Below are 20,745 nucleotides of genomic sequence, written 5' to 3'. Positions count from 1 at the left end.
CGCTTTTATGTCGTCACCTCGATCGGGGACTTCCCACTCTTTTAAAATAAGAAATATAACTGCGCCATTGGCAGCTCGGTCGCCGGTTCACAAGTAATGGCTTCCCCATCAACTTTCACTTCATAGGTCTCTGGGTTTACCTCTATTGAAGGTGTACCGTTATTATGAATCATGTCTTTCTTCGATATATGGCGACACCCTTTCACAGGCTCAACACGCTTATGGAGCCCTAATTTCTCAGCGATGCCGCGATTATAAGCTGCTTGAGAGACGAAGGTAATCGAGCTCTGCGTCAAAGCTTTACCAAAAGCAGCAAACATCGGACGCCCAAATACAGGCTGCGGCGTTGGAATTGATGCGTTCGGATCTCCCATTTGCGCATAAGCAATGCTGCCGCCTTTGAGCACAAGATCCGGCTTAACCCCGAAGAACATCGGGCTCCAGATGACAAGATCTGCGAACTTTCCAGGCTCAATGGAACCGACAAGGTGCGAAATCCCATGCGTAATCGCTGGATTAATCGTATACTTCGCGATATAACGTTTAATCCGGAAATTGTCGCCTTCTTCTGTATCGGGAGCCAGCGGCCCACGCTGTTTCTTCATCTTATCGGCCGTTTGCCATGTACGAATAATGACCTCGCCAACCCGCCCCATTGCTTGGGAATCTGAGCTTAGCATGCTGAAGACACCTAAATCATGAAGGATATCTTCCGCAGCAATCGTTTCCGGGCGAATTCGAGAATCCGCGAAAGCAACATCCTCGGGAATACGGCTGTCCAAATGATGACACACCATGAGCATATCCAAATGCTCTTCAATCGTGTTGATCGTATACGGACGTGTCGGGTTTGTCGAAGACGGCAGTACGTTAAGCTCAGCAGCCGCACGGATAATATCCGGCGCGTGCCCCCCGCCTGCTCCTTCCGTATGATACGTATGAATCGTACGACCCTTAATGGCTGCGAGCGTATCCTCGAGAAATCCCGCTTCATTTAATGTATCGGTATGAATAGCTACTTGAACATCATAGTGGTCCGCTGCTTCGAGACAAGTGTCAATTGCTGCCGGCGTCGTTCCCCAATCTTCATGAAGCTTCAAACCAATAGCTCCCGCTTCAATTTGTTCCGTCAACGGAGCTAGAAAAGAAGCATTACCTTTGCCCGTAAAACCCAAGTTCATGGGAAAAGCTTCAGCTGCCTCCAGCATACGCTGCATGTGCCATGCTCCTGGCGTACAAGTTGTGGCATTCGTCCCTGTAGCAGGCCCTGTTCCTCCACCAATCATCGTCGTCACGCCAGAGGAAAGGGCCGTTTCAATTTGCTGGGGACAAATAAAATGAATGTGAGCATCGATCCCGCCCGTGGTTACTATTTTACCTTCACCCGCAATGACTTCCGTGCTTGCGCCCACGATCATATTGGGATGCACGCCATCCATGATGTCCGGGTTCCCCGCTTTACCGATACCCACGATATGACCATCCTTGATGCCGATATCACCTTTGACAATACCCCAGTGATCAATTATGACAGCATTCGTAATCAGGGTATCCAGAACACCTTGATCGCGGGTAGCACCGCTGGATTGCCCCATCCCGTCGCGAATGACCTTGCCGCCGCCAAATTTACATTCATCACCGTAGACGGTGTAATCATGTTCGATTTGCGCCCAAAGCTCGGTATCAGCCAAACGAATGGCATCTCCCGTTGTAGGCCCGAACATCAGCGCATAACTTTTACGATCTATTCGATTCACCGAGCTTTCCCTCCCATGCTTGCCATCTTTCTCTCGCAGCACTTGACATATTCCCCTTAGCTGCTAAGCCTTTACTTAAATTATTTAGTCCATAAGAAAGTTTGGCTCCGCCAAGTTCAACGAGCTGAATAGGTTTCTGTTCCCCCGGCTCAAAACGGACAGCTGTTCCAGCGGGAATGTCCAATCGCATGCCGTAGGCTTGTTCTCTTGTGAAGTCCAAAGCTCTGTTCACTTCAAAAAAATGAAAATGCGAACCCACCTGAACGGGACGATCTCCTGTGTTCGTAACGATAAGATCAATCGTTTGTCTTCCTATATTCATTTCAATATATCCCTTGACTGTTCGATATTCCCCTGGAACCATCTTCTCGCCCCTTTCGATTATTCATTATAGTTAGGTTATTGGTTCGTGTACGGTAACTAATTTTGTACCATCAGGAAACGTAGCCTCTACCTGAACCTCATGAATCATTTGAGGTACACCTTCCATAACTTGCTCCGCTCTCAGAATCGTTGTGCCGAATGCCATCAATTGTGCAACGGTCAATCCATCCCTTGCTCCTTCCATAATCTCGGATGTTAGCAGCGCTATGCTTTCGGGATAATTCAGCTTCAAGCCTCTGGCAAGTCTTCGGCGTGCAAGATCAGCAGCCACAGTAATGAGCAGCTTTTCTTTTTCTCTCTCCGTTAAATGCACATCTTCACCTCATTAAAATCCGAATAATGGTAATCCTTTATCCTTATTATATTCGTGTATTCCACGATTGTAAATCATTAATGTTAGATTTAATGACATCAAAACAACAATTTCTGAAGTCTTTTTTCGTATTTTATGTGATTTTCACAAAGGAATACCTAATTTTTGTGCACCATTAACAAAAAAACCTTTATATATGTCATGTATATTGACACTAACTTGTTTCGCACTTTATCATAAGCCTTGTAATCCAAATCTTGTAAACAAAGGGAGTGGGACGTGAATGAGAGAGATACGAAACAAAGGTAAGCTCACAGTCGCTTTGAGTATGGCTTTGATGATGGTCATGGCTGGCTGTGCAAAGACGGAGCCAACTACATCCACGACAACTACACCTATGGCTACCAAAGCCGCAGAAGCTAAAGCGGAAACGAAGGATGAAACAGTACCTGTTGGGATTCTTCACTCACTCACAGGCACCATGTCCATTAGCGAAGTATCTGTAAGAGATGCTGAACTTATGGCGATTGACGAAATTAATGCAGCTGGGGGACTCTTAGGTAAAAAAATCAAGCCCGTGATTGAAGACGGTGCATCCGATTGGCCGACTTTTGCAGAGAAAACGAAGAAGTTACTGCAAAAAGACAGCGTCGTAACGATCTTTGGCTGCTGGACATCGGCCAGCCGCAAAGCCGTGCTTCCGGTCGTCGAACAAAACAAAGGTTTACTGTGGTATCCGGTACAGTATGAAGGCGTGGAATCATCACCTAATATCTTCTACATTGGCGCAACAACGAACCAACAAATTATTCCAGCAGTAACTTGGCTTCTGCAAAACAAAGGCAAGAAATTCTACCTTCTCGGCTCCGACTATGTATTCCCAAGAACAGCCAACAAAATTATTAAAGAGCAGTTGAAAGCTGAAGGCGGATCGCTAGTTGCCGAAGAATACACACCACTTGGACACACAGACTACAATACAATCATTAGTAAAATCAAAAAAGAGAAGCCAGATGTTATTTTCAATACGCTGAACGGCGACAGTAACGTAGCCTTCTTCAAGCAATTGAAAGATGCAGGCATTTCATCCAAGGATCTAACAACAATGTCCGTAAGTATCGCTGAGGAAGAGGTTCGCGGTATTGGAGCATCTGTCCTGGATGGACACTATACAGCCTGGAATTACTACCAGACAACAGATACGCCTGAGAATAAAAAATTCGTTGAAGCTTATAAAGCTAAATACGGCAAAGACCGCGTAACGGATGATCCGATCGAAGCTGGTTACACAGCCGTTTATTTATGGGCTGCAGCGGTTAAGAAAGCAGGATCCTTTGAGGTAGAGAAAGTGAAAGCTGCTGCCAAAGGTATCGAGTTTAACGCACCTGAAGGTAAAGTGGTTATTGATGGAGAGAACCAGCATATTTCCAAAACGGCACGTATCGGTCAAATTACGGCTGATGGCCAAATCAAAGAAATTTGGAACTCCGGCCAACCACTCAAACCAGATCCGTTCCTCAAAACATACCCTTGGGGCGGAGAAGTAACGAAAAAATAAAAATTAGTTATTGGAGCCAGGACTGCCTAACGACAGTCCTGGATTTTCACCAAAATATACGAATTTATATGTTTCACACGATAAGTCGGCTATATTTCAGGATAAACGCCCCCGTCCGAGAAGGACGGGTAGACGTTTATTTTGTTTACTTGGGGTTCACTGGGAGGGATTGTCATGAGTCTGCTGCTTCTTCAATTATTTAACGGTCTAAGCCTTAGCTCCATTCTGCTGTTAATCGCCATCGGTCTTGCGATTACATTCGGCTTGATGAATGTTATGAATATGGCACATGGCGAATTCATCATGATTGGCGCCTACATGGCTTATTTAGTCCAGCAGTGGTTCCAGAAGTTTCTACCGGCTTCCGCTTTCGGATGGTATTTCATCGTATCGTTAGGTGTTGCGTTTGCGGTAGCCTTCTTTGTCGGTTGGCTGCTCGAAGTTTTTCTCATTCGATTCATGTACGGCAGACCGCTAGACAGCCTGCTTGCTACATGGGGAGTAAGCCTTGCCTTGCAGCAGCTTGCGCGCACCATCTTCGGTGCTCCTAATGTGGCTGTTAAAGCACCCCAATGGTTGGAAGGCGGACTTCATCTGTCGGCCGACCTCATTCTCCCCTACAAGCGCCTCTTTATAATTGCATTGGTTGCGCTATGTATCTTGGTGATTTATTTGTATTTGTACCACTCAGCCGGAGGAAGACGAATGAGAGCTGTTATGCAAAATCGCGAAATGGCTGCTTGTCTCGGTATTTCCACACGGAGAGTAGATGCTCAGTCCTTCGCTTTCGGCTCCGCTATGGCAGGAATTGCCGGATGCGCCTTAACGCTGCTTGGACCTATTGGACCAACCATAGGCACTTACTATATTGTGGATGCTTTCATGGTTGTTGTACTTGGTGGAATCGGCAAACTGATTGGAACCGTTGCAGGAGCATTAGGTATTGGGGTTTTCAATACAGCTTTGGAATACACAACTAGTGCTACGCTTGGTAAAGTACTTGTCTTTACGCTCATAATCGCCTTCTTGCAATGGAAACCGATGGGACTTGTGACGATCCGTTCAAGATCCTTAGATTGAAGAAAGGATGTGGCATCTTCCATGCTCTTAACGGGACAATCCAAGCTTAAATTGATCGTCTATTCCGTTTTTTTGATTGCTATCGCATTGGCTCCTCTGTTCATGTCAGACTTCCGTCTTTCCCTTCTTGGCAAGTTTCTCGCTTATGCCATCATTGCCATGGGAATTGATCTCATTTGGGGATATACCGGGATTCTTAGCCTCGGCCATGGCGTCTACTTTGGACTTGGCGCTTATTGTATGGCCATGCATCTTAAGCTCGCCGCGACGCCAGATCAGCTGCCCGATTTCATGTCATGGAGCGGTGTTGAGAAATTACCCTGGTTTTGGGTTCCTTTCCATAACGCAGGCGTTGCATTTCTTCTCGCCCTCATCGTTCCAATGATCGTCGCATTCATTTTAGGATACTTTACCTTCCGCAATCGCATTAAAGGTGCTTTCTTCTCCATATTATCTCAAGCACTAGTCATTATTACCGTCACGTTATTTGTTGGTCAACAAGGCTATACAGGTGGAACTAACGGACTAACCAATTTCACCACTTTTCTTGGCTTAAACCTGCAATCACAATCTACGAAATTATTATTTTTCTATCTCACTTTAGCTATTGTTATTGTTGTTCTTATCCTATGCAGCCTGCTCGTTACCAGTCGCATGGGGAACATCCTCACAGCTATTCGTGATGGGGAAAATCGGGTTCGCTTTATTGGCTACAATCCAGTCACCTTTAAAGTATTCATTTACTGCGCTTCAGCAGGATTAGCCGGACTTGCCGGTGTTCTCTTCGTCCTTCAGGAAGGTATTATCTCACCCGCACAAATGGGCATTGTCCCTTCTATTGAAATGGTTCTTTGGGTGGCAATCGGGGGGCGCTCAACGATCGGAGGCGCCGTTCTTGGAGCGTTAATCACCAACGCAGCCAAAACAACGTTTAGCGAGGCTTACCCCGCTTGGTGGCCTATTATGCTAGGTGCCATGTTCATTATTGTAGTACTGCTCCTACCCAAAGGTATCGTTGGTACAATTGCACACTACACCTCCAATTGGAAAAAACCCGTGCTTCCTAAGCCGATTTCTTCATCGCAAGAAGCAAGCTAACCATACACCTCATCCTTATTGTTATGAAATTTGAAGGGGGAACATCCCAATGCTAGGACAATTAGCGAAACAACAACCTGTAACCGGCGAGAAAATCCTTAGCGTTAAAGGGCTTGAAGTGAGCTTTGACGGATTTAAAGCCTTACGCAATCTGGACTTTTCCCTGCAATATGGCGAGCTTCGGTTTCTCATTGGGCCGAACGGAGCAGGTAAAACAACGCTCTTGGATGTCATCTGCGGGAAAGTGAAGCCTTCACAAGGTCAAGTTTATTTCAAAGAATCAATTGATCTTACCAAGCACCAAGAACACCAAATTGCACAGCTCGGCATTGGACGTAAATTCCAAGCACCTTCCGTCTTCTCAACATTAACCGTTTTTGAAAATTTGGCTCTTTCTATGAAACAGCAGCGCGGCCTCCTTAGCGCACTGTGGACCAAGACGACGAGTGAACAGCGAGAACGTTTGCATCTCCGACTCGAGATGATTGGCCTGCAAAGCAAAGTCAAAGAGAGAGCAGGATCACTCTCTCACGGCGAGAAACAGTGGCTTGAAATCGGGATGCTGCTCATGCAGGAGCCCGATCTACTGCTGCTGGACGAACCTGCCGCTGGCATGACAGATAGCGAAACTGAGAAAACAGGTGAGCTGCTGCACGAAATAGCGGCTAATCAGACGATCATCGTAGTTGAACACGATATGGAGTTTGTTCGTAAGTTCGCTAGAACGGTCACGGTACTTCATGAAGGCACTGTGCTTCGGGAAGGCACGATGCAGGATATTCAGAATGACGATAAGGTTGCTGAGGTTTATCTAGGAAGGAGAGTGGAACGAGGTGCTTAACCTTCAGAAGATAGAAGCCGGTTATGGTGAGAGCATGGTTGTACGCCATGTGAACCTTCAAGTAAAACCTGGGCAAATCGTTTGTCTAATGGGCCGCAACGGTGTAGGGAAATCCACACTCATGAAGAGTATTATGGGACTCATTCAGCCGAAGTCCGGCACGATCCACTATAATGAACGGCATATAACGTCATTCCCACCAGATCGACGGGCTAAATTAGGGATCGGCTACGTGCCGCAAGGCCGCGAGATTTTCCCACAGCTTACGGTCGAGGAAAACCTGCTGCTTGGGCTTGAAGCTGCAACAGATGGAAGAAAAAAGCTCCCTGATTCTCTTTTCGACACCTTCCCCGTGCTTCGTCAGATGCTTCACCGCAAAGGCGGCGACCTCAGCGGCGGGCAGCAGCAGCAATTAGCGATAGCCCGTGCCTTAGCCCCAGGCCCCAAGCTGCTGCTGCTGGATGAACCGATGGAGGGTATCCAACCTTCTATCGTCATGGAAATTGAAGCCATCATTGAATCAATCAAACGTAATCGAGAAATTGCTGTATTACTGGTCGAACAAAGCTTAGAGTTCGCTACAGGCATCGCTGATTACTATTATGTATTGGACCGAGGGACAATAGCCGCCGAAGGTCATGCCGAGCATTTGAGCGAAGAACAAGTCCGAAAGCATTTAACGGTATGATTCTCCTTACATGGACTCACATTATAGAAGGAAGCTGGATTACTTGACCTATGAAATTAGGCGTCAAGTACCGTCCAGCTTCTTTTTTTTCATACGAAGGAACTAATTATGAAGTTAAACTGGACGTCACAAAATGTATAATGATAACATGGATATATAGGATCGAATGTTGCGTCCGGCATATCGAGCACCGAACCTTTGGAAGGAAAAGGAGGGGGAACGTTTATGTCTAAGATTTTAATTATTGAAGATGATTTAAGCATTGGTGAAATGATGTCGATTTATCTGTACGAAGAAGGCTATCAAGTCATGCGTGCGGAAAATGGCCGTCAAGGTGTCGTGTTATTCCGAGATTTCGAACCTGATGTCATCGTGCTTGATATTATGCTGCCAGATGTTGACGGAATTCAACTATGCACGGACTTCCGAAATTCGTCAACCATCCCCATTCTTATGGTATCCGCCAAAAATGAGGTCTCCGATCGCGTCAAAGGCCTGCAGACTGGCGCTGATGATTACCTATGCAAACCATTCTCAATGAGGGAATTATCGGCAAGAATACAAGCTTTACTGCGACGTTCACATGCTTTTCCTCCGCTAGTTCAATCTACCGGTACGACCGAGCAAGTCGTTCAACTGGATCTAGAGAAACGCTGCCTTTTTGTACATAGCAAACTAATAGAGACCACTTTCTCTGAATTTGAAATTATGAAACTTTTTTGGCAGAATCAAGGACGAGTATACAGCCGGGAGGAGCTTTTGAACCGGGTTCGCGGTTTCGATTCCTATGTAACTGAACGAGCAATCGATGTACATATCGCAAACCTTCGCAAAAAAATAGAAGCTGATCCCAAAGAACCGAAATATATTAAAACGGTTTGGGGTGTCGGTTATAAATTTCTACTTACGTGAGCTCCCATTGGGGCTTTTTTTGTTTGGGTAATTCAGCAAAAACCAGTCACCAAATAGGCAGATGCACAATATGATGATTATGGATAATGACACGAACTAAGAATTTGTTTCAAGTTTCAATTATGAAGAAAGCTTTCTCAAGGAAAGCTCAAGGAGGAAATACCAACATGTTGAATAGCCCTTACAGAATCGGAAACCAAGGCATGACCTCGCAAGCCCCTTACGGATATCCTTATCCGGCATATCCCGTTCCAATAACGGGTACGAATAAACCTGCACCAAGCGGAGCTGGATTTCCACCTGCTGGAACTGCTTTTCCACCGACCGGAGCGCAATTTCCACCTACTGGCGGTCTCCAAACCGGTGTAAATGTACCAGGTCTTCTCCCCATGGAAGAATCTTATATCGAAAATATTCTCCGTTTGAACCTTGGTAAAATGGCTACAATCTACATGACATACGAAAATAACTCGCAATGGAATGCCAAAATTTTCAAAGGCAAACTGGAGGCAGCTGGCCGCGATCATATTATTATCAGCGATCCAGCTACCGGTATGCGATACTTATTGCTCATGGTGAATCTAGACTACATTACATTCGACGAGGAACTCCAGTACATGTATCCATACGCGGGCGGAGCCGGCCCCCAGAGATAAAAGTTAGATCACATATAAAGCCGCTTGCTCTTTCGTAAGAGCAGCGGCTTTTTTTGTCATGAAGAAGTCACTTCTGTGAAATGCCACATATGCAGTTTGCGCAGGCCGCCTTCAATCCACTCTTCCCATACGGCTTGGTGTGAAGCATGCTCGGTTCCATGCAAACGTTCTTGTTTCAACGAGAGATACTCCTCATAGGTAACTTCCTTCCAAATTTCCACAAAAAGCCCTTCCTGATCCGTTCCCTCCAGCAGTTCAAATCGCCCTTCCCTCCGCTGCCATTCCTGCATATAGATGAGAAAAGACGCCCGAAAAGCGGGTTTTATGGCATACTCTACAAAAACTTTGGACATTTTTAGATCTCCCTCTGATTTATTTTTTGCTCCAAAATGGTAAACTAATAAAAAGACGGAAAAATGACCATGCTTACAAGGATAAATGATTCCCTCGTCTTATAAGAACGAGCGCGTTTATCAAGGTGGTTGATGCGTAGCAAAAGTATAATACTTATACTTTCTTTTCAACTGAAGTAAGTTATTCTATGGAAAACTCAGCCCATGCTTACGAAGAAAATTTTCTACGGAAAATTCTTAGGAGGAAACCCATTTGGACACAGGCACTCATCTCGTAATTGGTTTAGGGTTAGCGGGACTGTCACAAATTGACCCAAGCGTTTCTGCGGACACAGCGGCAACTACTGCAGTCTTCATAGGAACTGTTATTGGCTCGCAGATTCCGGATGTGGACGGGCTGCTTCGTTTTAAGGGGAACGCCACTTACATTCGAAATCACCGTGGTCGTTCTCACTCTTTGCCAGCTTTACTTTTATGGACGCTGCTGATCACTGGAGCTCTCGCTCTTTTCTTCCATGGAATCCCTCTGCTGCACCTTGGTATGTGGGTAGGAATCGCCGTTTGTTTTCACGTCTTCACAGATTGTTTCAACACATACGGTACACAAGCGTTCCGGCCATTCTCTGAAAAGTGGGTGTCATGGAACATTATACACATCTTTGATCCCTTTATCTTCTCAAGCCACATCGCTGCTATTTTCATGTGGTCTTTCCATGTCGCTAGTCCAAAGCTGGTATTCCCGACTTTGTACGGGGTTATCGCTCTATATTATATCTGGCGCTCTCTCGACCATTATATCGTAGAAAAAGGGCTTTATCGCAAAGACCCCACTCATATGCCTGGGGATAAATACACACTAATTGTAACATTCAACCTCTATGTGTGGAACGTAGTGAAACGAAGAACAGACGGTACCTTTCAGTTGGGTGAGCTGAAGAATTCGAAGCTTAGGTGGATCGACACTGTCAAATGTGAAGACCATCCAGCCATCGAGGTGTCCAAAAGTCACGAAGACATCCAAGCCTTACTCTACTTCTCATCCTTCACATGTGCTGAAGTGAAAGAACATCGTTGGGGGTACGAAGTAAGATGGGCTGATGTGCGTTATCGTCACCGCAAGCAGTATCCTTTCGTAGGTGTTGTCCGGATGGATCACAATTTCCAAACACTCGATTCTTATGTCGGCTGGGTAAGTGACACTAGGCTTGAAAAAAAGCTAAAAGTGGATCTTTATTAGAAAAAAGGCGCGTTAACCAAACGCGTCTTTTTTTCATTTAAAAAAAGACAAACAAAAAACCCAGAGGTTTTTAAGCCCCTGGGCTTTATTGTTACATAAAACGGGAAAGCTATGAACGAAGTCAGGCTTTCTAGCTGCGGAAGCCAGATTGTCCTGCTAGCGTTTGCTCAGCAATTTGCACCAAGCGACGAGTAATGTTACCCCCGATTGCACCAGCATCGCGAGTAGCCATATAACCCATGTAACCATCTTGAGGAATTTGGATGCCCAGCTCTTGAGCTACCTCATATTTCAATTGATCTAAAGCTTGGTTGGCTTGTGGAACTACCAATGTGTTACTGCTACGATTTTGCGCCATAAGGATCAGACTCCTTTCAGTCAGCTATAATCTTTGATGTATTTGCAAGCTTGCAAAGATAGTATGTGGAGGAAATGAATTTATATGCACAGCGATCAAAAAAGTTTAAAATAAGAAGACACTGTTCAATCTTCAAGAAAGTAGGTCACATTCATGAGCAAACCACTCGCTCTTCTTTTCGCTTTTGTTGGCACCCTGCTGCTTGCCTCCATCAGCTTATTCATTGCCCTCAGGCAGCCTTGGATGGTCTTTGCCTGTTCCATCATCTCCTTAGGCTTTATCGGATATGGATTTGCAGTTAAAGCGAAGATTCGCAAAAAAAATACGCGGTCTTAACGACGGAATCAACAACTGCGTCAAAAGAGAAAGAGCCCCAACAGCTATATTAGCTGTTCGAGCTCTTTTTTGTTTTTTATATAACGACGAAGCCCATCCGCTTCTTCACTTCGAGCAGGGTTTGATCAGCCACTTCAGCTGCTTCCTGTGCACCCTTTTTCAAAATGTCGAAAATTTCGCCTGAGCTGCGAATTTCACGATAGCGTTGTTGGATCGGCTCGAGAACAGCCACGAGGTGTTCAGCTAGATCCTTTTTGAAAGGACCATAGCCTTGCCCATCGTATTTGGCTTCAATCTCAACTAAACTCATCTCAGCAAAGTGTGAGTAAATGGACATCAAATTACTTACCTCAGGCTTGTTTTGCGGATCATATTTCACTTCACGGCCTGAATCAGTGACCGCACGGCTCAGCTTCTTACGGATCACATCCGGCTCATCCAGCATGGCGATGTAACTACCTGCATTCGGACTGCTTTTGCTCATCTTTTTGGATGCATCATCCAAAGACATGATTCTCGCACCAATCTCAGGCATATAAGGCTGCGGCATGACGAACATTTCACCAAAACGGTTATTGAAGCGGTTCGCCAAATCGCGCGTCAACTCCAAATGCTGCTTCTGATCGTCTCCAACCGGAATTAAGTCGGCATTGTACAGCAAAATATCAGCAGCCATCAAAGATGGATACGTAAATAGGCCAGCACCAACGGAATCCTTGCCTTCAGACTTGTCCTTGAACTGTGTCATACGCTCAAGTTCTCCCATATGCGTCAGCGTCGTCATAATCCAGCCGAGCTCAGCGTGCGCATGAACATGGGACTGTAGGAAAATGGATGCTTTACTAGGATCTAGTCCCGCAGCAATATAAAGTGAAGCTATGGACTCTGTTTGCTCCTTCAGCGCTGCCGGATCCTGAGGAACCGTGATAGCGTGCATATCAACAACCATAAAATAACAGCGATGCAAATGCTGCAGCTTCACATAATTGCGAAGTGCGCCAATATAATTGCCAATCGTCAGCTGTCCGCTGGATTGCATACCGGATAATACTCGTTTCATTGGATAATCCCTCCAGAATTCTTAACTTCGTATGGTCTAAAAAAAACAACAAAAAGGCCTCTCCCCGCAAGGGACGAGAGACCGTGGTACCACCCTAATTTGTCCGTGAACAATTGTTCAATAAGACCTTCAGGCTCTGATAACGGGGAGCTGCCGTTTGGCATACTTGGACAGATGAGGATGTTCTCCGGCCTAGGTTCCGGCAACCTGCATACTGTGTTCAGCCTCATGCTCAAGGATCCATTCGGTTTGCTTGTTTCACCGGTTCACACCAACCACCGGCTCTCTGAGAAACGAAAGACAAACTTACTTGTTCCTATCATCGCGATTGATTTTATATTATTATACACCCTTACAATCCATTGTCAATCAAGGACGTTGTCCTATCTGAACCTGCATGTACATAGGATAGATCATACTAGCCTTTCCATGGGTAAAATAACTTCGCGTCCTTCGGGGACGCATCAACGGACAAAGGGGTGTCAACGAATTGCCATCGACTCTATACCGCTGGAGCCTTCCTATCTCCACCGTGATTTGCGCGTTTCTCCTCATCTTAATCGCGACAACGCGAGAGCTACCTCCTATGGGTTTGGTCATTTATGAATTCAAGCACGTCTTTACAGCCTTCATGAGTATTTTTCTCGACGCTTTGCCTTTTATGTTACTGGGCGTTCTTCTATCCACAGTCGTTGAAAACTTTATTCCTGAAGCGTTCATCAGACGCATGACGCCGCGGCACCCGCTAGGAGGCATCTTATTTGCCTGCGTACTCGGCATCATGTTCCCGCTCTGTGAATGCGGAATGATTCCTTTCGTTCGTCGGCTCATGCGGAAAGGAATGCCAGTGTACATAGCCGTCATCTTCATTCTAGTCGGTCCGATTCTGAATCCTATCGTCTTCGCCTCGACGTTCATGGCTTTCCGAGGCGAGACTTCGATGGCCTATTCGCGAATGGGGCTTACATTTGGCGTTGCACTCATCGTAGGATTGCTGCTGACACGTTTCCTGAAAGGCAGTCCTTTGCGTCATCCTATCGAATTTCAGGCAAATACGCTGCACCACCACGGGGGTTCCAACCCTGGACATCACGCCGACCACATTCACACTCACGACCACGACCATGATAACCACCATGGCCATAATCATAACCATCATGATCATGGACATCATCATGATCATCACCACGGTCACAACCACTCGCACGACGGTGGTCGCATGATGGTTATGTTCAGTCACGGTACGACCGAGCTGTTCGAAATGAGTAAATACTTGATGCTGGGCGCTTTCCTGACCGCTCTTATCCAAACCTTTGTTGCCCAAGACAGCTTATCTGAGATCGGTCAGGGACCTTTCATTTCACATGTATTCATGATGGGCTTTGCCTACCTGCTCTCCCTGTGCTCCACAACAGATGCTTTCGTGGCTGCCTCCTTCGCCAATTCCTTCTCTCCAGGCTCCTTACTGGCTTTCCTTGTATTCGGCCCTATGATCGACGTGAAAAGCACGCTGATGATGCTCTCCATCTTTAGAGCCCGTTTCGTGCTGACGCTCTCCATCGTCGTCGCGGTTACGGTATTGGCGGGATCGTTGCTCATTATGCATTTCTTTTTAGCTTAAAAGGAGATTTGGAACCAGCATATAGGATTCTCAACCAATTAATCAATCAACAGCATAAGCCTCAAATAAATAAGCGCGGAAAACGCGCTTAATCTGGAGCACCCAAACAATTAAGCGCGAAAACCGCGCTTTCAGTGAGAGCTCGCTGCCCCAAACCCAAAACATATAAAAAGGGAGCTCGCATCTTCAATCGCGAGACTCCCTTTTTTGAATACATCAATAATTAAAACTTCAGAATGGCGCCTGCACTAGCATTTGTCACCATTTTCGTATAACGCGCCAAATATCCAGTTTGGATTTTTGGTTGGAACTCTGTCCAGCTCTCGCGGCGTTTCGCGAATTCTTCATCGCTGATTTGCAGTTCGATTTTACGGCCGTCCATGTCCACATCAATGATGTCGCCATCATGTACGAAAGCTAAAGGTCCGCCCTCAGCTGCTTCCGGCGAGATATGACCGATCGAGATCCCGCGGGATGCCCCGGAGAAACGTCCATCAGTAATCAATGCAACCTTCGCGCCAAGACCCATACCAACGATTTGGGAAGTAGGAGCCAGCATTTCCGGCATACCAGGTCCACCCTTCGGACCTTCGTAACGAATAACAACGACATGGCCTTCTTTAACATGACCGTTCGCAATACCGTACAAAGCTTCATCTTGCGAGTTGAAGCAAATCGCTGGACCAACGTGACGTCCGCCAACGGATTTATCAACCGCGCCGACCTTAACGATACTGCCTTCAGGTGCGAGGTTACCGAACAGTACAGCTAGTCCGCCTCTTTCGCTGTGCGGGTTCGTAATTGGACGAAGCACTTCATGGTTCAAAATTTCACAGCCCGCCACATTTTCACGCAACGTTTTAGCAGTTACAGTCATGCGGTCACCGTCAAATGCACCCGGCTTTTTGAGCAGCTCGTTAATAATTGCACTCACACCGCCAGCCAGATGTACATCTTCAATGTGATAATCGGAAGCTGGGGCGATTTTTGCTAAGTGAGGTACACGTTCTGCCACTTCGTTAATGCGTGAAATTGGGTACTCGATACCCGCTTCTGCCGCGATAGCCAATGTGTGAAGAACCGTGTTCGTGGAACCACCCATAGCCATATCAAGAGCAAATGCGTTATCGATCGCTTCGATCGTAACGATATCACGAGGCTTGATGTCTTTTTCAATCAGGACCATCAATTGTTTCGCACAATCTTTCACGAATTGCTTACGCTCTTCGGCAACAGCCAGAATTGTACCGTTACCCGGCATAGCCAGACCAAGGCCTTCAGCCAAACAGTTCATGGAGTTCGCTGTAAACATACCGGAACATGATCCGCATGTCGGACAACCGTATTGCTCTAACTCTTCTAGGCCTGCTTCATCTAATTTACCAGCTTGGAAAGCACCCACGCCTTCGAAAACGGAGGATAGGGAAATGGATTTACCGTTTTTATCTTTACCGGCTTTCATCGGACCGCCACTAACTAACATCGTAGGGATGTTAACGCGGAGGGCACCCATGATCATACCCGGTGTAATTTTATCACAGTTAGGAATACAGATAAGACCATCGAACCAGTGAGCATTAACAACGGTTTCCAAGGAATCAGCAATAATCTCACGGCTTGGCAAGGAATAACGCATACCAATATGCCCCATCGCAATACCATCGTCAACACCAATGGTGTTGAACTCGAAAGGAACACCGCCTGCTTCACGGATCGCTTCCTTCACTAGTTTACCGAACTCTTGCAAATGAACATGTCCAGGAATAATGTCTATATAAGAGTTACAAACCGCAATAAACGGCTTGCCGAAATCTTCCTCTTTAACGCCGGCTGCACGCAGCAAACTGCGATGCGGAGCACGGTCGAATCCTTTTTTAATCATATCGCTGCGCTGTTTTGGATGAGCCATTCTCAATTCCTCCTAGATTTTATTTCGTTTGAGAAAACAATGAATCTATCATACCACACTTCTCGTAATATTTCCGCCTTTAGTGTGATAACGCGTCAATGTAGCACCAACCAATCCGCTTTAGGCTTTGCGTCGATTCAAATGGACGAAAGTAATAGCCAATGCTAGCACAAGTACTCCGCCTTTGACAATATCAAATCCGAAATAAGGCACATTCAACATGGTGAGTCCATTGAGCAATACGCCAATCAATACAGCGCCAAAGAAAGTCCCTATAACATTAGGCTTCCCTGCACCAAGCACGGAATACCCGACGAACACCGAGGCAACAGCTTCCATCAGAAGCGGAGCACCCGCATCAATCTGTCCGGAACCGACACGTGAAGCATACAGAATACCTCCGAACGCTGCGAAAATACCTGACAGCACATAGGCCGCTAAGCGGATTTTATTAACGGAAATCCCGGAGAGACGTGCTGCCTCCCGATTGCCTCCCGTAATGTAAAGCTGGCGCCCCCAGCGGGTGTATGTCAGAAAGACATGCACGGCGATAACAGCCACAATCATAAGAATAACAGGCACAGGTACACCAAGGAGCTTACCTTGACCGATCCAGAGAAATTCCGGCGTAAACTTTCCTTTGGCCACCGTGCCGTCTTGGAATCTCATATTATTATAGATGGAAAAGCCTTTCGTATACGTTTTTTGCACGCCACCGATGATGTACATTACCGCTAAAGTAGCAAGTAAATCAGGAATGCGAATTTTTACGATGAGCCATGAATTTATGAGACCGATGACAGCTCCTATAACAAGTGGAACAATAATAACCAAAATGAGTGGCTGTTGGTACCAAACCATCAAAGCAGCCGCAGCCACTGTTGATAACGAAACCGTAGAACCTACGGATAAATCAAATCCGTCCACAATTTGGGATAACGTGACCCCAATAGCGACAAACATTACAATCGATATTGACCTTAGGATATCCGCGATATTGTCATAAGTCATAAAATTTTCATTAATGAACGAAAAGACGATAACCACCAACGCAATGATGAACAAAGCGCCGTATTTAAACGTAAAATCCAAACTTCTTTCCTTCATGCTATTCAGCCTCCCCCGCACTCGCATACGTTAAAATGAGATCCTGCGTCGCTTCCGCGCGGGAGAGCTCCTTCACCACAGAACCATAGCTCATTACTAAAATGCGATCGGCAATTCCTATAATTTCATTCAGCTCGCAGGATAAATAAATAATGCCTTTACCTTCCGACGCCAATTGACCGATCAAGCGAAAAATATCGCTTTTCGCGCCAACATCGACCCCTTTGGTCGGCTCATCAAACATATAGACATCGGCATTCGTCGGCAGCCATTTGCCCACGGCCACCTTCTGCTGGTTGCCGCCGCTCAGATGCTTCACCACGCGATTCGGATCGCCGGGCTGCACGCCCAGCTGCTCCACCATCTTCACCGCGTGCACACTCTCTGCGCCGCGCTGCACAAAGCCGAGCGAGCTCAGCTTGCGCAATATCGGAAGCGACAAATTGTGCTTCACGGTCTCCTCCACGAGGACGCCCTGCTTGCGGCGCTCCTCGGGCACGAGCGCGATGCCGGCGCGCACGGCATCCTCCGGCTGGCGCAGCGCGAGCTTGCGCCCGGCGAGCCACACCTCGCCGCCGTCCGCGGCGTCGGCGCCGAAGATCAGCCGGCTCAGCTCCGTCTTGCCGGCGCCGACCAACCCGACGACGCCGAGAATTTCACCTCGGCGGAGGGCAAAGCTGACGCCGCGCACCTTGGTGCCGCGGCGCAGCCCTTTCACCTCGAGGAGGGTATCGCCGATTGGAACATCGGCTTTGGGGAACTCCTCGGTGAAGGTCTTGCCCAGCATCGCCTCAATGACCCCGGCGATGTCCATGTCTGCGGCCGCCTGCGTGAGCACGTGGCGGCCGTCGCGCATGATCGTGATCCGGTCAGCGACACGGAACACTTCCTGCAAGCGGTGGGAGATGAAGATAATCCCCACCCCTTCGCGCTTGAGGCTGTCCATGATCTGGAACAGCCGCTCTGACTCCTCCAGACTAAGCGGGGCTGTCGGCTCGTCGAAAATGATGATCTTGGCCTTATGAGCCATCGCTCTTGCGATAAGAACTAGCTGCTTCTGGGAGATGCTCAGCTCGTCCACCTTGCTGCGGACAGAGAACGCTGCCCCGATCTTGGCTAGAATCCCTTCAGCCTCCCGATGCAGCTTTCTCCAGCTGACCCAGGCACCACCTTGAACCATTTTATCCATCATGACATTTTCGGTCACCGTAAGCCCAGCCACCAAGGCTGTATCAACTTCTTGATAGACGCAATAGATACCTTGGTTCATAGCTTCCTTAGGCGTCTGTATATGGAGAGACTGGCCGTTTATCGAAATTTGCCCCGTATCATGGGTATAAGCGCCGGATAAAATCTTCATCAAGGTGCTCTTGCCAGCACCGTTAGCCCCGAGCAAGGCATGAATTTCTTTGGTTTGCAGGTCAAAATCAACCTCCTGAAGCGCCTTCACGCCGGGGAACGATTTGGAGATGCCTCTCATATGCAGCAAAGATCCGTTGTTTACCGACATCATCATTCACCTCTCATCTTAATCTGAAAGTCCCATCGCATAATGACGATGGGACCGCATTGGACAACACTATTTTTTTTCTGCAGCTTTTAACCAGTCGGTATAGCCTTGCTGGCTTCCGCCCCAGCCTTTGACGTATTCGCTAAGCTGTGTTGTATTTACTTGCTTGTCCTTTGGCAGTTGGTCTCTGGATACATAAACAGGCTCCAGTACCACTTTCTCAGGCGTTTGATCACCATGCAGCTTTTGATACAGGTAACGCACTTGCACGCGACCGATATCCTTCGGATCTACCGCAGCTGATGCTACCCATGGACTTTTTGGATCTTGCAGCAATTGCAAGTCTTCATCGCTCAAGTCAATCCCGTATACTTTAATTTCTGTACGACCTGCTTGTTGAATGGCACGGGACGCGCCTTTCGCAAACTCATCCCAAGCTGTCCATACCGCTGTGATATCACCTTTGTTTGGGTATTTCTTCAGAATCGCTTCCATTTGCGTTTGTGTATCTAACGCAGGATCTTTGGCTGTACCGAAAGCAGCGACTTCTTTAATGTCTGGATATTTCTTTTGGAAAGCTTGGTAAGCGAGTTGTCTGCGTTCCATCGGTGCAAAGCCGGCTACCCATACTTTCACGATGTTCCCTTTACCGCCGGCATCCTTCGCAAGCTGCTCTAGCGTAGCTTCAGCCATCTTCTGATCGCCTTGCTCTAAGGACGTAACACCCGGAACAGAAAGGATCGAATCGAAACTTACGACTGGGATTTTCTTTTCAAGTGCTTTCTTCACACCTGCTTCCAATGCTTCAGCTGTTCCATGATCGATGAGAATACCATCGAATTTCTGATTGATCGCTGCATCCAGATTGGATGACATTTTCGCCAGATCCGTATCAGCAACGAATACCGTTACCTTACCGCCAAGCTTCTCTACTTGTTCCTTCACGCCTTCTACATACTGAGATGAAAATGTACCTGTATTGAATTGCATCACGAGTGCAATTTTCTTTCCGCTTAAATCTGCTGCTTTAGCTGCGTCAGTTGCCTTCGCACTTGCTGCAGGTGTTGCCGTCGCGCTGCTGTTCTCTGTTTGTCCGCAGGCTGCAAGCAAGCTTCCTACTAAAGCCAAAATGATGAATAAACCGCCTAATTTCGTTCTTTTCATGAGTTACCCTCCCGATCTAATGCTTGACTCTATTTCCTATTAACTCTACCAAAACATTATGCCGAGTAATTTAATAGGAATTACTGTATATTAGCATTGGGAGGATTTCCCGTCAATACATTTGAAGATATTTTCTCTTACATTTCGACTTTTTTTATTTCCTTCCAAAATCAGCCTTGATTTCTCCCCATTTCCGCGTATCCCACTTCATAATTTTATTGGAATAGGTGTTCGTTTTGAGCCATTTCAACGCTCGATCAACTAATGTCCAAATTTCTTCTGTGGAAGCATCCCTAACTAGATTGGTGGAAACCTCCTTTTTACGTATCCAGCTCAAAGCTGTAACTGAATCGGTATAAATGGTTTTATCACTTCCTTGCTTCTGCAAGTAAGCGAGTCCATGAACGATAGCAAGAAACTCACCTAAATTATTCGTCCCTTTAGAAATAGGGCCTTGATAGAAAATAATCTCACCCGTCTTCGTGTCGACGCCTTTGTATTCTACAATTCCTGGATTCCCGGAACAGCCAACATCGACAGAGATACTGTTATAATCAACTTCTGGAGCTGTCTCAGGGGTAGCGGACTTCCCCTTTGCAGTCGCTGCTGCCCCCCCATTTCCAGAGAAATTCAGCGACTTCTGCCACCCCTTCTCCAGCGCTTGACGCGCTTCCAGCTCCGATTCATACGATTTAAATCTAGCTTGCGGATAACCTTTAGTCTGAGCCTGACAATCCGCCCACGTTCGGTAGATCCCTGGTTGATGTCCCACCCAAACAACATAATATTTCACTGCCGCCATC

Annotated in this window: 21 protein-coding genes and 1 other annotated feature; of the genes, 10 read left to right on the top strand and 11 right to left on the bottom strand. The window is 46.8% G+C overall.

Annotated elements, in window-relative coordinates; genetic code table 11:
* Positions 1–41 precede the first annotated feature (41 nt).
* The 3 genes from ureC to AC58U0_RS26365 are packed head-to-tail and all read right to left on the bottom strand — an operon-like array spanning position 42 to position 2,454.
* The gene (ureC, locus tag AC58U0_RS26375) at positions 42–1,724 is read right to left on the bottom strand and encodes an urease subunit alpha (RefSeq protein WP_497381904.1); all 1,683 of its coding nucleotides are present in this window, start codon (positions 1,722–1,724) and stop codon (positions 42–44) included.
* A gap of 13 nt (positions 1,725–1,737) precedes the next feature.
* Entirely contained in the window at positions 1,738–2,121 is a 384-nt protein-coding gene (locus AC58U0_RS26370; RefSeq protein WP_497381855.1) for an urease subunit beta, read from the bottom strand.
* Positions 2,122–2,151: 30 nt separating this feature from the next.
* On the bottom strand, positions 2,152–2,454 hold the full coding sequence (locus AC58U0_RS26365) for an urease subunit gamma (RefSeq protein ID WP_029194808.1): 303 nt from the start codon (positions 2,452–2,454) through the stop codon (positions 2,152–2,154).
* Positions 2,455–2,737: 283 nt separating this feature from the next.
* Between AC58U0_RS26365 and urtA the strand changes: the two genes are divergently transcribed.
* The 7 genes from urtA (at position 2,738) to gerQ (ending at position 9,287) form a co-directional block, all read left to right on the top strand.
* Positions 2,738–4,012 (top strand): urea ABC transporter substrate-binding protein, encoded by a 1,275-nt coding sequence (gene urtA / locus AC58U0_RS26360; RefSeq protein ID WP_047681507.1) that lies wholly within the window; start codon positions 2,738–2,740, stop codon positions 4,010–4,012.
* A gap of 174 nt (positions 4,013–4,186) precedes the next feature.
* Positions 4,187–5,092: an urea ABC transporter permease subunit UrtB gene (urtB, locus tag AC58U0_RS26355; protein WP_497381854.1), complete on the top strand. Its 906-nt coding sequence runs from the start codon at positions 4,187–4,189 to the stop codon at positions 5,090–5,092.
* 21 nt (positions 5,093–5,113) lie between these two features.
* On the top strand, positions 5,114–6,190 hold the full coding sequence (gene urtC / locus AC58U0_RS26350; protein ID WP_497381853.1) for an urea ABC transporter permease subunit UrtC: 1,077 nt from the start codon (positions 5,114–5,116) through the stop codon (positions 6,188–6,190).
* A gap of 49 nt (positions 6,191–6,239) precedes the next feature.
* Complete coding sequence (gene urtD / locus AC58U0_RS26345) at positions 6,240–7,031, top strand: urea ABC transporter ATP-binding protein UrtD (RefSeq protein WP_497381852.1); 792 nt, start codon at positions 6,240–6,242, stop codon at positions 7,029–7,031.
* Positions 7,024–7,719 (top strand): urea ABC transporter ATP-binding subunit UrtE, encoded by a 696-nt coding sequence (urtE, locus tag AC58U0_RS26340; protein WP_497381851.1) that lies wholly within the window; start codon positions 7,024–7,026, stop codon positions 7,717–7,719. The genes urtD and urtE overlap by 8 nt, the downstream gene beginning before the upstream one ends.
* Positions 7,720–7,944: 225 nt before the next feature.
* Positions 7,945–8,631 (top strand): response regulator transcription factor, encoded by a 687-nt coding sequence (locus tag AC58U0_RS26335; protein WP_497381850.1) that lies wholly within the window; start codon positions 7,945–7,947, stop codon positions 8,629–8,631.
* 167 nt (positions 8,632–8,798) lie between these two features.
* Positions 8,799–9,287, top strand: coding sequence for a spore coat protein GerQ (gene gerQ / locus AC58U0_RS26330; protein ID WP_497381849.1), 489 nt, complete (start codon positions 8,799–8,801; stop codon positions 9,285–9,287).
* Between the two features lie 56 nt (positions 9,288–9,343).
* Here the strand turns inward: gerQ and AC58U0_RS26325 are convergent, their stop codons facing one another.
* A complete protein-coding gene (locus AC58U0_RS26325) occupies positions 9,344–9,640 on the bottom strand; it encodes a hypothetical protein (protein WP_497381848.1) in 297 nt (98 codons plus the stop codon).
* Between the two features lie 253 nt (positions 9,641–9,893).
* Here AC58U0_RS26325 and AC58U0_RS26320 point away from each other — a divergent pair, with 253 nt between their 5' ends.
* Entirely contained in the window at positions 9,894–10,877 is a 984-nt protein-coding gene (locus AC58U0_RS26320) for a metal-dependent hydrolase (protein ID WP_497381847.1), read from the top strand.
* Positions 10,878–11,007: 130 nt separating this feature from the next.
* Here AC58U0_RS26320 and AC58U0_RS26315 read toward each other — a convergent pair whose 3' ends face one another.
* Entirely contained in the window at positions 11,008–11,235 is a 228-nt protein-coding gene (locus AC58U0_RS26315) for an alpha/beta-type small acid-soluble spore protein (RefSeq protein WP_056829533.1), read from the bottom strand.
* Positions 11,236–11,388: 153 nt separating this feature from the next.
* Here AC58U0_RS26315 and AC58U0_RS26310 point away from each other — a divergent pair, with 153 nt between their 5' ends.
* Positions 11,389–11,571, top strand: a complete 183-nt coding sequence (locus AC58U0_RS26310) for a DUF5325 family protein (RefSeq protein WP_497381846.1) — start codon at positions 11,389–11,391, stop codon at positions 11,569–11,571.
* 76 nt (positions 11,572–11,647) lie between these two features.
* Here AC58U0_RS26310 and trpS read toward each other — a convergent pair whose 3' ends face one another.
* The gene (gene trpS / locus AC58U0_RS26305) at positions 11,648–12,631 is read right to left on the bottom strand and encodes a tryptophan--tRNA ligase (protein ID WP_057307594.1); all 984 of its coding nucleotides are present in this window, start codon (positions 12,629–12,631) and stop codon (positions 11,648–11,650) included.
* Positions 12,632–12,697: 66 nt separating this feature from the next.
* Positions 12,698–12,963 (bottom strand) — a binding site (T-box leader).
* Positions 12,964–13,121: 158 nt separating this feature from the next.
* Here trpS and AC58U0_RS26300 point away from each other — a divergent pair.
* A complete protein-coding gene (locus AC58U0_RS26300; RefSeq protein WP_497381845.1) occupies positions 13,122–14,252 on the top strand; it encodes a permease in 1,131 nt (376 codons plus the stop codon).
* Between the two features lie 223 nt (positions 14,253–14,475).
* Here the strand turns inward: AC58U0_RS26300 and ilvD are convergent, their stop codons facing one another.
* The 5 genes from ilvD to rnhA all read right to left on the bottom strand — a co-directional run bounded on the left by ilvD (position 14,476) and on the right by rnhA (position 20,744).
* Positions 14,476–16,161 (bottom strand): dihydroxy-acid dehydratase, encoded by a 1,686-nt coding sequence (gene ilvD, locus AC58U0_RS26295; protein WP_307447496.1) that lies wholly within the window; start codon positions 16,159–16,161, stop codon positions 14,476–14,478.
* A gap of 120 nt (positions 16,162–16,281) precedes the next feature.
* Complete coding sequence (locus AC58U0_RS26290) at positions 16,282–17,268, bottom strand: ABC transporter permease (protein WP_497381844.1); 987 nt, start codon at positions 17,266–17,268, stop codon at positions 16,282–16,284.
* 1 nt (position 17,269) lies between these two features.
* Complete coding sequence (locus AC58U0_RS26285) at positions 17,270–18,778, bottom strand: sugar ABC transporter ATP-binding protein (protein WP_497381903.1); 1,509 nt, start codon at positions 18,776–18,778, stop codon at positions 17,270–17,272.
* A 69-nt stretch (positions 18,779–18,847) separates the two neighbouring features.
* A complete protein-coding gene (locus AC58U0_RS26280; protein ID WP_497381843.1) occupies positions 18,848–19,942 on the bottom strand; it encodes a sugar ABC transporter substrate-binding protein in 1,095 nt (364 codons plus the stop codon).
* A gap of 154 nt (positions 19,943–20,096) precedes the next feature.
* Positions 20,097–20,744 (bottom strand): ribonuclease H, encoded by a 648-nt coding sequence (gene rnhA / locus AC58U0_RS26275; RefSeq protein WP_497381842.1) that lies wholly within the window; start codon positions 20,742–20,744, stop codon positions 20,097–20,099.
* Position 20,745 lies beyond the last annotated feature (1 nt).

The sequence above is a fragment of the Paenibacillus sp. J31P190 genome, from assembly GCF_059692075.1.
Note: the sequence above shows the minus strand (reverse complement) of the source record. Positions and strands in the feature narration are given on the sequence as shown.